This is a genomic window from Mesorhizobium sp. M0019 (assembly GCF_040323975.1).
Classification (GTDB): Bacteria; Pseudomonadota; Alphaproteobacteria; order Rhizobiales; family Rhizobiaceae; genus Mesorhizobium.
The window spans coordinates 64,457-77,981 of record NZ_JAMYVK010000034.1 but is presented as its reverse complement, the minus strand read 5'-3'; the positions used below and the strand labels follow the sequence as shown (position 1 = coordinate 77,981).

General features: G+C 64.4%; 4 protein-coding genes. All 4 read right to left on the bottom strand.

Annotated features, from left to right (window positions below):
* Window positions 1–269: 269 nt before the first annotated feature.
* The gene (locus NKK47_RS23145) at window positions 270–2,039 is read right to left on the bottom strand and encodes a glucan ABC transporter ATP-binding protein/ permease (protein ID WP_352571513.1); all 1,770 of its coding nucleotides are present in this window, start codon (window positions 2,037–2,039) and stop codon (window positions 270–272) included.
* A gap of 363 nt (window positions 2,040–2,402) precedes the next feature.
* Window positions 2,403–10,973: a glycoside hydrolase family 94 protein gene (locus NKK47_RS23140; RefSeq protein ID WP_352578348.1), complete on the bottom strand. Its 8,571-nt coding sequence runs from the start codon at window positions 10,971–10,973 to the stop codon at window positions 2,403–2,405.
* A 268-nt stretch (window positions 10,974–11,241) separates the two neighbouring features.
* Entirely contained in the window at window positions 11,242–11,829 is a 588-nt protein-coding gene (locus NKK47_RS23135; protein WP_352578347.1) for a HutD/Ves family protein, read from the bottom strand.
* A gap of 8 nt (window positions 11,830–11,837) precedes the next feature.
* Window positions 11,838–13,508 (bottom strand): urocanate hydratase, encoded by a 1,671-nt coding sequence (gene hutU, locus NKK47_RS23130; RefSeq protein WP_352578346.1) that lies wholly within the window; start codon window positions 13,506–13,508, stop codon window positions 11,838–11,840.
* Window positions 13,509–13,525: the final 17 nt, after the last annotated feature.

Here is a 13,525-nt window from a genome sequence, read left to right as displayed (position 1 = left end):
GATTCCAACCCCGCAAGCCAAACCTGCTACCCAACCAAAACTCCCTTGACACCTCTCCGAAGCAGATGTGTGCGCACGCTAGCCCCTTGCGGGAGAAGGTGGATCGGCGCGTAGCGTCGAGCCGGCTGGACGGAGTGAGGCGCCAATGATCGCCGTGCGCCGAAGTCTGGATTTTGGATGAAGATTTGCGCCAAGCCGGAGCACCCCTCATCCGACCTCGCTTCGCGAGGCCACCTTCTCCCGCAAGGGGAGAAGGCAAGCCGCGCTGCTCAGGCGGCTTCGTTCACCGGACGGCTGAGGCGGCGGACCTCCTCGTCGTTGAGCAGGCCGCCGGCGCGCAGCAGGCTGGCGAAGCGACCGTTGCGCAGCGACAGTTCGGTGAACCCGCCCATCTCGACCACCCGGCCCTTGTCCATGAACACGACCAGATCGGCGTCGCGAACGGTGGTCAGGCGGTGGGCGATGATGAAGGTGGTGCGGCCGCGCCGCAGTTCGTCGATGGCGTCCTTGACGCGGTCTTCCGTCTCGACGTCGAGCGCGCTGGTCGCCTCGTCGAGAACCAGGATGGGCGCGTCCTTCAGCACGGCGCGGGCGATCGCGATGCGCTGGCGCTCGCCACCGGACAGCTGTCCGCCGCGTTCGCCGACGACCGTGTCGTAGCCCTCGCACTTTGACAGGATGAAATCCTGCGCGGCGGCGGCATTGGCCGCGGCATGGACCTCGTCATAGCTCGCCTCCGCGCGGCCGACGCGGATGTTGTCCTCGATCGAGCGGTTGAGCAGGCCGGCATCCTGGAAGACGGTGGCGATCGAATGGCGCAGCGACTTGCGGGTCACCGTGCGGGTATCGATGCCGTCGATCAGGATGCGTCCGCCGGACGGCGTGAAGACGCGCTGCAGAAGGTTGATGAGCGTCGTCTTGCCGGCGCCCGTCGGGCCGACGATGGCGACGGTCTGGCCGGCCTGGACCTCGAACGACGCGTCGTCGACGCCCTGCCCGGAATTGCCGAACTCGAAGCAGACATTCTCGAAACGCACATGACCGGTGACGTTGACGAGCTCGCGCAGCCCATCGGGCTCGGCGGCGTCGGATGCAGAGTCCTCGAGATGATAGAATTCCTCGAGCTTGGCGCGCGCCTCGGAAATCTGGTTGGCGAAGGCCGACATCTGGTCGAGCCGGGCAATCAGCAGCGTGGCAAAGCCGGTAAAGGCGATGACGTCGCCGATGCGCAACTGGCCGTGCGTCACCAGATAGGCGCCAATCAAGAGCACCACCATCATCGAAATCGTCGACGACAGGCGGTGCAGCGCGTTGGCCATCGCCCACCAGTCGAGCACCGGATTCTGTGCGTCGAGCAGGTTCTTGACGTAGCGCTTCAGCGCCTCGGTCTCATGGCCGATGCGGTTGTAGCTTTGCAGGACGGCGACGTTGCTGACCGAGTCGGTCACATGCGCAAATACCTTGTGGTAGTGCCGCTCCACGGCCGCCTGGCCTTCCTTGGTGCGCCGCATCACCAGCCGTCCGATGCCGACATAGAGCGCGCCAAGCGCCAGCAGCACCATCGACATGCGGATATCCATGCTGAGCGCGGTGGGCACCAACAGGACCAACGCAACCGCGGTCGACAGATGCTGCCGCATGAATTCCAGCCAGAGGCTGAACAAGGTCTCGACCGCGCGCAGGAGCGTGTGCAGGGAATTGGAGGTGCCGCGCTGATGATGCCAGGCAAGCGGCATGGTGATCACGCGCTCGAACGACTGGCAAAGAACCTCGCTGCGCCGCTGGTGGGCAAAGCGGTCGGCGCCGCGCGCCACCAGCACGAAGGCGATGATGTTGAACGCGCCGAGGCCGGCCCACATTGCGAGTGTCGCGAATACCGAGCCGCGGTCCGAAATGGCATCGATCACCCGGCCGAACATGATCGGCTCGAGAATGGCGATAATGGCAAGCGCGACATTCGCCCCGCAGATAAACGCAACGCGTTTCCTGTCGGCAGCGAGATAACCAAGGGCCCGCCAGTAGATTTGCAGAAGTGACACTTCAGCTACTCCGCCAATTATTTATGGTGCAGTGCGTCATTTTTTGACTCGTATCGGTTGACGCGTCGCAAAACAATGCTCGTCTAGCTCTTCCGTTCCCATTCCGCGAACAAAAGATGACGACGCTTCGAAATTTGCCGTGATCGTCTAACAGTTTGAGATAAAAGGTGAAATGTCAGCGTTGCGGCAAAATCATGGCAGATGGAAAGCACTGCCACAATTTTAATCAGCAAGACCCTGGGCACGACGTCTAAAGTCGTGTGCAGGCATTCAGCAAGGTCAAACGCAAATATAACCGGTAGATGCACTTGGAGCGCCCGTGCGTGCCCCTGGGAACGCTAAGCGACGCTCCAAGCCTTGAATCTAGGCCGGTATTCTGACGACCACCTCGGCACTATCTCCGGCTTTTGGCTCGAAGGACGAAGATTTGGTCTTCGTGCCATTCACTTCAAGTGAGATGGCCCGGGCCTTTTTGTCGCGGACGACGCGTACTTTGATCTCGGCGCCCAGCATCTTCAGGGTTGCCGAATAGCCGTCCCAATGGCTAGGAAGTCTCGGCGTGAACTGGAGGCGCTGTCCGCGGCGCTCTATGCCGAGAATGCTCTCGACCGCAGCTCGATAAAGCCAGCCCGCCGACCCGGTATACCAGGTCCAGCCGCCTCGGCCGCCCTTGTCTTGCCCGGAATAAACGTCGGCCGCGACGACATAAGGTTCCACGCGGTAGCGCTCTGCCGCGGCTTCGTCGAGCGCATGGTTGACCGGATTGAGCATTGAAAGGCAACGGTAGGCATCGTCGGTGCGACCCATCTCGGCTAGCGCAATGACGAACCATGTTGCCGCGTGCGTGTATTGGCCGCCGTTTTCACGGACCCCCGGCGGATAGCTCTTGATGTAGCCCGGGTCCTTTTCCGTCTTCGAGAAGGGCGGGGTGAACAGTTTGGCGATCTTGAGGTCGTCGTCGACGAGCGCTTTCATCGCCTGCGCCATTGCCGTGGTCGACCGCGCCGGGTCGCCCTCGCCCGAAAGCACGCTCCAGGACTGGGCGATCGAGTCGATCTTGCACTCGTCCGACTTGCGCGAGCCGAGCGGCGTGCCGTCGTCGAAGCTGCCGCGCCGATACCACTCGCCATCCCAGGCGGTGCTTTCCAGCGCCCGTTTCAGCACCTCGGCGTGCTTCGTCCAGGCCTGCACGCGCTTGGCATCGCGCTCCGCCTTGGCGACGGCGGCAAAGTCGCCCAGCGTCTTCAGCAGGAACCAGCCCAGCCACACGCTCTCGCCCTTGCCGTGCTCGCCGACGCGGTTCATGCCGTCATTCCAGTCGCCGCCGAGGATCAGCGGCAGCCCGGCCGGGCTGCTGCGCTTGACGGCAAGATCGAGCGCCCGCGCGCAATGGTCATAGAGCGAGGCTGTCTTCTTCGAGATTTCCGGGATGAAGAAAGCATCGTGCTCGCCTTCGCCCAGCGCCTGCCCTTCGATGAAGGGCAGTTGCTCCTTCAGGATCGCGGTGTCGCCTGTCACCAGCAGGTAACGGGCCGTGGCGTGGGCCAGCCAGACCACGTCGTCCGAGATCATGGTGCGGACGCCGGCCTCGGTGCGCGGCAGCCACCAATGCTGCACGTCGCCTTCGGGGAATTGCCGCCGCGCCGCATTGAGGATCTGATCACGCGCCAGCTTGGGGTCATGCGCCAGCAAAGCCAAGGTATCCTGCAACTGATCGCGGAAGCCGAAGGCACCGCTCGCCTGATAGAACGCAGAGCGGGCACGGATGCGGCAGGCCAGGCTCTGATAGGGCAGCCAGTGATTGACCATAGCGTCGAGTGCCTTGTCCGGCGTCTCGACCTGGATTGTGTCGAGAAAGCCGCGCCATGTGCGCTCGTTGTCGGCCAGCCGCTGATCGAAATCCCTTGAGCGATGGGTCTGCACCAGCGCGCTGGCCGCCTCGGGCGAGGCCGCGTCGCCGAGCAGCCAGAGCAGCGTGACGTCGCCGCCGGCAGCGATGTCGATGTCGCGTGCGATGGCCGCGCAGGGATCGTCGCCGGCCTCGACACGGCCGGACAGGCCGGCGCCGCTCAGCACGGCATGCGGAAACTCGCTCGTGCCTTGCCTGCCGATGAACTCGCCGCGATCGGCGGTGACCGAATGCACAGCACCGTCGGCGGCCAGAAAGGCGATCCGCTCGCCGAAATCGAGCCCATAGGGATTTTGCGCCAGCAATGCGCCGGTTGCGGCATCCCTCGACGGAACGATGCTTGCAGCGGTGCGCGAGCGATGGCCGCCAAGAACCCATTCCGCATAGGCGTAGACGCGCAGCCGCATCGGCACCGAACCCGAATTCTGGATGCGCAGCCGCGATATCTTCACCGGATCGACGGGATCGACAACATGGGTCAGGTCCATCGACAGCGGCCCGCGTTTTGAGCGGAACGTCGAAAAACCCTGCCCGTGCCAGGTTTCGTAGGTCATTGTCGGATCACGCACCACGGCAGCCATTGGCGAGAACGCCCTGCCACTGGCATGATCGTAGATATAGATGCCCTCGCCCGGCCGATTGGTGACCGGATCGTTCGACCATGGCGTCAACTGATAGTCGCGGCTGTTGCGGCTCCAGGTGAAGGCAGCGCCTTCAGCCGAAATGTGGAACCCGAACGATGGGTTGGAGATGACGTTGATCCACGGCTGCGGCGTCGTGCGCCGGCCGGCAAGACGCACGACGTAGTGGCGTCCGTCGCCGTCGAAGCCGCCGAAACCGTTCCATTGGTCGAGCCCGCTGCCGTCGACGCGGCCCTCGATCAGTGCCTGGGCGGCAGATGCTTGCGACGTCGGCACCGGCAAGGACGGCTCGCGAAGCGCTGCAAGGTCTGCCGGCTGGAGGGCGGCGTCCCGCGCCTGCAGTGCCGCGGCCTCGGCGCGCTCGATCTGGTCGAAGATGGTGCCGTTGCGCGTATGCAGCACCACCCGAGCGACGGCGAGCAAGGTCCTGTAGGTCGTTTCCTCCATCAGATCGCGGCGCACCGCGAAAATGTGCTGGCGGGGTCCGAGCTCCTTGCCGCGCAACCGGCTGTTTTCGCACAGCGTCTCCACCGCGCGCTGCAGGTCCTGCACGTAGGAAGACGCCTGCTCGTTGACGACGACAAAATCGATCATCATGCCGCGAGCGCGCATGTATTCCTGGAAGCGAAGCGCCTGGGCGACGATCTCCAGATCGGCGACATCGGCGATCCTGACCAGGAAAATCGGAAAATCGCCGGATATGCTGGTCGGCCACAGGCTGGACTGCCTGCCGAGCCCGGAGACGATGGATTCGCCCGGAAGGCGCAGGAACGGATCGGGATAGATCAGATAGCGCGCCAGCTTCTGCACATTGGCGGCGTCGGACAGGCTGAGGCCAAGGTGCCGGGTCTGCACCTGCGACCGCGTCCAGGCCAGCATCGCCTGGCGGGCGAAGCTTTCGGGATGGTCGAGCCGTGCGATGGCGGCATCCAATTCGGCGCGATGGGTACCGACGACTGTCCAGAACGTCAGCGAAATCTTCTTGTTGGCCGGCACGCGCACCTGCCGGCGAAGCGATGCGATCGGGTCCAGGGTGAAGCCGGAATGGCCGCCAAGCTTGGCGCCGGGATCAAAGGCCGCCGCTTCGGTGATGGTGCGGCCGCGGCCGATGAAGGCGCGCCTGTCGGTTTCCGCCTCGGCGTCTCGCGCCGATCCAGACGGGTCGGTGACGAAATGCACTATGGTGACGTCGGGTTCGTCCTTTTCGCGCTTGCCCCTAGTGGCGAAGATCGCGCCGTTGTTCGGCGCGATCTCGGTTTCCACGAACATCTTCGAAAAAGCCGGATGGGCATTATCCGAGGGCTCGGAGCCCAGCACCAGTTCGGCAAACGAGGTTACTTCGATATGCCGGTCGGCGGGGCCATCATTGTGGAGCGTCACCCGTCGGCCCTCACCATTGCCTTCCGAGATGACGATGCACTCGACTTCCGAACGCAGCGATCCAATCGATTTGACGAAGCTCGCCTTGTCGTCGGAGAACAGCGTCTGCGCACGCTCGCCGGCGGCGCGCTTCGGCTCGGCGGTGGCCGACCACCAGTCGCCGTTGCTGGCGTCGCGCAGGAAAATATAGGAACCAAGGCGGTCCTCGGTCGGATCCGGCTGCCAGCGCGTGACGGCAAGTTCGCCCCAGCGGCTGTACCCGGAGCCGGTGGCGGTCACCATGACCGAATAGCGGCCATTGGACATGACACTGGTCGAGCGGAGCGCCCTGAGCGGATCGAGCACGATGCGGGTGTCCGGGCTTTCCAGCTCGGTCTCGTCCTTCGAGCGCTCGTCGGCCTCGGTCCTGACGGTCGCAGTCGGGATGTCGCGCGGCGCCCTTTCCTGCAGCAGCAATTCGGCCGACTCGATCACCGGATCGCTGTGGAAGCGGTCGCGCAGGCGCCCTTCGAAGATCGCATCGGCAACTGCGGCAATCGACATGCCGGAGTGGTGGGCCATGTAGTTGAGCACGACGGCGTGGTCGGTGCCCTCGGGAACGCGTTGCGGCGTGAAATCCACCGCGTCGTAAAAACCGTGCCGGCCCAGTGCGCCCAGCCGCCTGAGCTTGGCCAGGTTCTGGACGGATTCATGCGGCGTGAACTGCGCTGCCAGCACGGTCGCGTAAGGCGCGATCACCGTGTTTTGGCCAAGGCCGCGCTTCAGGCCGAGCCCGGGCACGCCGAAATTGGTGTACTGATAGGTTAGCTCGCGGTCGCGGGCGTTGTAGGCCGCTTCCGAAATCCCCCAGGGAACGTTCTTCGAACGGCCATACTGGATCTGGCGCTTGATGATGAGCTTGCTGGTCTGGTTGAGAATGCTGCCTTGCGGCTCCTTCATCACCAGCGGCGGCATCAGATATTCGAACATCGAGCCGGACCAGGACATCAGTGCGCCCTGGAAGCCGATCTCGACGATCGGCCGGCCGAGCCGGAACCAGTGCTCGGTCGGCAAATCGCCCTTGGCGATGGCGAACAGGCTGGTCAGCCGCGCCTCGGAGGCCAAAAGGTCGTAGCAGCTTTCGTCGAGCTGATGCTCCTCGACCCGGTAACCGATCGACAAGAGCTTGCGTTCGGGCCGCATCAGGAACGAGAAATCCATCTCGAAGGCGAAACGGCGCGTGCGTTCGCGCAAGGTTAGAAGCTTGGCCCGCAATGCCGCGACGGCGTTTTCGTCGCTGTGCGCGTCGTGCACATGCGCCTCGCAGGTGGCTTCGAGCCTGGCCGCCCAATCGGCGATGGTGTCGCTCTGGGTCGACGCGGCCTCGGTGTGGATGGCTGTCGCGAGCTTGCGTATCTCGCCGGCCAGGACGGCCAGGTTGATGGTACGGATCGACGCCATCTCCGGCTGCGCCTTGATCAATTCGACCGCCCGCCGCATGCCGTCGAGACGGTCGGCGAGCCGCTGGCGCAAGGGCCGCAATTGACGCCGGTCGTCGGGCAGTTCCTCAAGGCTTTCGTCGAGGATGGTGACGGTGTCGAGGATGCCTTCGAAGTCGCCCTGCACATGCACCGACGGCGCTTCGGCCCATTCGGCGCAGGCAGCGGCCACGGCCACCAGATGGCCGGCGAGATTGCCGCTGTCGACCGCCGATATGTAAAGCGGATAGAGCGGCTTCAGGGTCGTCGTGTCATACCAGTTGAAGAGATGGCCGCGGTCGCGCGGCATGCTCTCGATGGTCGACATGGTCGCGTCGATGCGGTTGACGGCGTCGGAGAGGCTGATCCAGCCGAAATCGCGTGCCGAAATCACCGACAGCAGGTAGACGCCGATATTGGTCGGCGAGGTGCGGGGCGCCACCACGGGGGCCGGGCTTTCCTGGAAATTATCCGGCGGCAGATGGTGATGCTCGGCCGTCACGAAGGTCTCGAAATAGTGCCATGTACGCCGCGCCACGGTGCGCAGCGCGTGGATGTCGGCGGCCGATATGCGCAGGCGGTCCTCGGTTTCGGCCGAACGGCTGATCCAGCAGGCGATGGCGGGCGAGCCGATCCAGAACAAGGCAAAGAAGAAGGCGACGAAGGCGCCGGTGGAATCGGCCAGCACCGGGACGGCGAGGCCGACGACGCCGATGGTCACCGCGCCGTACATGATGCTGTAGTAGGAGCCGAGATCGTTGTCGCCGCCCTTGTGTGCCTGCGAGGCGGTGCGCCATTCGAGCAGGTTCTGGCGGCTGACGAACAGGCGGTAGAGCGTGCGGATGATCGCGTCGCCCATCATCCAGGCAAGATGCGCCATCAGCACGATCTTCAGCGCCACCAGGGCAGTGCCGAAGGCAACGTCGCGTGCCAGTGCCGAGAAATGGCCGCGCGGCGTCTGGTCGCCGCTCTTCGGCAGGATGGCGTCGACGATGTCGAAAGTGGGCGCCATGAACAGCGTGAGGATCAGCAGCGCCTGCCATTGCGCGGCCTGCGTGAAGGGCAGCAGCGTCCAGCCGGCGATCGCGGCCATCACCCAGAAGATCGGCGTCACCGAGCGGCGCAGATTGTCCACCATCTTCCAGCGCGACAGCGCCGGCACGTTTGAGCGCGGGCCAAGAATGAAGCCCAGAAGCTGCCAGTCGCCGCGTGCCCAGCGATGGTGGCGCGACGCGTCGACCGAATAGCGGGTCGGATAGTCCTCGACCAGTTCGACGTCGGTGACCAAGGCCGAGCGCGCCAGGGCGCCTTCGAGCAGATCATGGCTGAGGATGGTGTTTTCCTCGATGCGGCCTTTCAGCGCCGCCTCGAAGGCGTCGACATGGTAAAGACCCTTGCCGGTGAAGGAACCGTCGCCGAAGATGTCCTGGTAGAGGTCCGACACGGCAAAGACGTACGGATCGAGCCCGCGATTGGCGGAAAAGACACGCTGAAAGAACGATGCCTCGTCGCCACTGGTCAGCGACGCGGTGATACGCGGCTGCAGGATGGAATAACCTGCCGTAACCTCGCGCCGTGCGACATCGAAATGCGGACGGTTGAGCGGATGGCAAAGCTTGCCGGCCAGCGCAGCGACGGCGTCGCGGGTGGTGCGGGTGTCGGCGTCCAGCGTCATCACGTGGACGACGCTCTCCGGCAATGGCACTTCCAGCGGCAGGAAGGTGGTGTCGCTGTCCCCGCGCAGCAGAAGGTTCAATTCGTGCAGCTTGCCGCGCTTGCGCTCCCAGCCCATCCAGACGCCTTGCGATGCGTTGTAGAGCCGGCGCCGATGCAGCAGATAAAAGCGCGGCGCCCCTTCCGAGGGATAGCGGGCGTTCAGCCTGGCGATTTCGGCGCGGGCGAATTCGAGGATTTCGACATCCGCCGTATCGATCTCGGTCTTCGAGTCCGGCCAGTCGGAAAGCAGCGCGAAATAGACTTCGCCCGCCGTGTTGGCGAGGTGATGCACCTCGATGTTGCGGATGTTCTCCTCGACATCGTCGCGCGAGCCGATCAGCGACGGCACCACCACCAGCGTGCGCGCCTCGGGCGGCACACCGTGCCTGAAATCATAGCCGATGAGACGCGTCGGCTTCAAAAACAGCGAGACGACGGTGTTGAAGAATGCGAGCGCGCCTTCGCTGGCCGGCACCGCGAACAGGGCCAGCATCAGGACGATCGACGGCACCGACAGGCCGAGATTGGCAAGCGCATTGCCGGAAACGACCAGAAGCAGGACCGTCAGCGCAAACACCGGCACGACGATGCCCAGCCATCCGGTCTTGCGGAAGGTCCGGTTGAGCGTCTTGCCGATGGTCGGCCGGTAGCCGATCGACCGCTCGAGCTCCTGCCGGCGCGGGCCGACCAGAAAGAAGCCGACGTCGGTGTGAGCGATCGGACCGCTTTCGGAGCCCGGTGCATCGGCAGCATGGCCGGCGAGCTCGATCGCCCTTTCGGCAACGCGAAATTCGGAGAGATCGGAACGGCGCGCCAGCTCCTCGATCGCAGTCCGGTATTGGTCGCGCGAAAAGAAATCGAGCGCGGCGAAATCGGTGCGTTCGCGCAGCAAGGTGTCGATGCGGCTGACGCCCTCGAACCACACCGTCCAGTCGATGTCGTTGATCAGGCGCAGGCCGCGGATGATGTTGCCGGTGGTCACGTTGCCGCTGGACAGCGTGTGGTGCTCGCTGAGGATGATCTCCTCGGCGTCGGAGCCGGTCCTTTCCAGCTCGCCCTCCAGCCATTCCAGCGCCCTGCCGGCATTTTGCGAGCCGTCACGCAGCCGGTAGAGCAACTGGGTGGCGAAGGTGGTGTCCTGCGCATGGGCGCTGTAGTGGGAAAGTATCGCCTGCCGGTCGGCGCTGTCGTCCGTCGCCAGCACACGATCGGCGACCTCGTTGGCGATCTGGCGCAGTTCCCGCGTGCGATTGACGCGGACCGCGATCCGGCGAAGGTTCTCGATCAGGACGAAGCGCAGCAGCGATGGCAGCGCCCATAATTCGCCAATCTTCAGCGGCTCGATGGACTGGAAGCCTTCGACAATCGCCTTGAACATGGCCGACGAGACGGAACTGTCGGAATGCGCGACATAGGTCCACGCGACCGCCAGTGCGCGCGGCACGCTGGATCCATCCGACAGTTTCAGCGTCGGCAACTGGCGGTAGAAGCGGCGCGGCAGGTCGCGCTTGACCTGAAAAATGGTCTCCTCGACCAGGTAGTTGTTGTCGAGCAGCCACTGCGCCGCGGGCGTGATCGTTTCGCCCCTCGCCTGGGCAGCGTTGGTGGAACGGTAGACATCGAGAATTTTCCTGGCGCTGTCGCGGATGCGCGCCTGAAAATCGAAAGGCGTCAGACCGAACAAGTCCTTGGCGTCGCCATTGGCAAGGGCTGCGCCCAAAGCGCGCAGCCGATCTTCCGGCAGGAAATTGGAGCGTATCGGCACGTCGGTGACAGCCGGGAAGCTGGCGCTCGTCTTTTCGATCTGTGCGAGATTGGTCTGGATATTCATCTAAGGTTCCGTGTTGGGGACGCAGTGCGGCGTCACCGCCACGGCAATGTCCCTAAAACCGGTCCAAATGCAATTGGTTGCATCGCAACACTTGGCCGAAAGTTTTGTTTCCGCACCACGACAAGATGCCGTCTTTCGACAACTTCCAGGCGGGCACTATGAGCATCGTTTCGGCTTCTGATCGGCGGAAGATTCAGGCTTTTTCGTGATGCAGCGACCAGCTTACGCGATATTTGGCCGGCGTCACGATCATGTTTGGAAACAGACGTTAATCGTTGCCGGCAATGCGGTCGATGCGGATCACGAACAGCATGGCCGGCCGGACCGGATCCAGGCGCAGTTCCGGCGCTTGCGCCCCGAGCAACAGCGCGTCGAGCGGCCCAAGTTGCATGGGCGCCGCGCCGGCCACGCTGAGTTCGCCGTCGACGCACAGGATGAGTGTTTCATCGGCTTCAGCCTGGATCTCCGTCGGAGCCGAAATCAGCAGGCGCTCGACCGTGTGGATCGCCCGGGCGCGGCGGGTCATGACGTTGAGGTCGGTGATCGGACCGGCGATCAGCATGGCTTGCGTCGGCACGTCGGCCGGAAAGGCAAGCGGTGCGGAAGCCTTGGTGATTTCGACCGGCAGCCGGCCGGCGATGTCGAGGATCATGCCCTCGCCTTCCAGCAACGCCAAGGTCCGGTCGACGCCGGCAAATCCGGAAAATGGGCCGCCGCCCTCGACCAGCGCCATCGAGACGCGCCAGTCGAAATCGTCGAGCCCGGCACCTGGCGGCGAGACGGCAATCTCCGTCGTCACCCCGCCGCCGTTCTTCCACGGCATCGGCCGGTATTCGGCTGCCCGAAGCATGCGCAAGGCGCGGCTCAGCCCAAAATGCCGGGCAGGTTGAGCTGGTTCTCCCGGGCGCACTCGATCGCGATGTCATAGCCGGCATCGGCGTGGCGCATGACGCCGGTCGCCGGATCGTTCCACAGAACCCGCTCCAGGCGCTTGGCCGCCTCGGGCGTGCCGTCGGCGACGATGACCATGCCGGCATGCTGCGAAAAGCCCATGCCGACGCCGCCGCCATGGTGCAGCGACACCCAGGTGGCGCCGGACGCCGTGTTGAGCAAAGCATTGAGCAACGGCCAGTCGGAGACGGCATCGGAGCCGTCCCTCATCGCCTCCGTCTCGCGGTTCGGCGAGGCGACCGAGCCGGAATCGAGGTGATCGCGGCCGATGACCACCGGCGCCTTCAGTTCGCCCCTGGCGACCATCTCGTTGAAGGCGAGGCCGAGCCGGTGGCGATCGCCAAGCCCAACCCAGCAGATGCGCGCCGGCAGGCCCTGGAAGGCGATGCGCTCACGCGCCATGTCGAGCCAGTTGTGCAGATGGGTGTTGCCGGGGGTCAGCTCGCGCACCTTGGCGTCGGTCTTGTAGATATCCTCGGGATCGCCGGAAAGCGCTGCCCAGCGGAACGGGCCGATGCCGCGGCAAAACAGCGGACGGATATAAGCCGGCACGAAACCCGGGAAGGCAAAAGCATTCTCGAACCCCTCCTCCTTCGCCACCTGGCGGATGTTGTTGCCGTAGTCGAGCGTCGGCACGCCGGCATTCCAGAACGCCACCATCGCCTCGACATGCTCGCGCATCGACGCGCGGGCAGCTCTTTCAACGGCCTTCGGGTCGCTGGTGCGTTTCTCGCGCCACTCGGCCAGCGACCAGCCCTTGGGCAGATAGCCGTTGAGCGGGTCATGCGCCGAGGTCTGGTCGGTGACGATGTCGGGGCGCACGCCGCGCCGCACCAGTTCCGGCAGGATGTCGGCGGCGTTGCCGACCAGGCCAACCGATTTCGCCTCACCGGCTTTGGTCCAGCGCTCGATCTTTTCCAAGGCCTCGTCGAGCGTGTCGGCGCGCTCATCGACATAGCGGGTGCGCAGCCGGAAATCGATGCGGTCGGGATCGCATTCGACGGCCAGGCAGCAGGCGCCGGCCATGACCGCGGCGAGCGGCTGGGCACCGCCCATGCCGCCGAGACCGCCGGTCAGGATCCACTTGCCCCTGAGATTGCCGCCATAATGCTGGCGGCCGGCCTCGACGAAGGTCTCGTAGGTGCCCTGCACGATGCCTTGCGTGCCGATGTAGATCCACGAGCCGGCCGTCATCTGGCCGTACATCATCAGGCCCTTTCTATCGAGCTCGTTGAATTTCTCCCATGTCGCCCAGTGCGGCACCAGGTTGGAATTGGCGATCAGCACGCGCGGGGCGTCAGGATGAGTGCGGAACACGCCGACCGGCTTGCCCGATTGCACCAACAACGTCTCGTCGTCGCCAAGCGTCTTCAGCGAGGCAACGATGCGGTCGAAATCGTTCCAGGTGCGCGCCGCCCGGCCGATGCCGCCATAGACGACCAACTCGTTGGGGTTTTCGGCGACGTCTGGGTCGAGATTGTTCATCAGCATGCGCAACGGCGCTTCCGTCAGCCAGGTGCGGGCGTTGAGCTCGCTGCCGCGCGGGCTGCGCACTTCACGGATGTTGTGGCGAGGATCGGTCATGATTGTCCCTTTCGAGT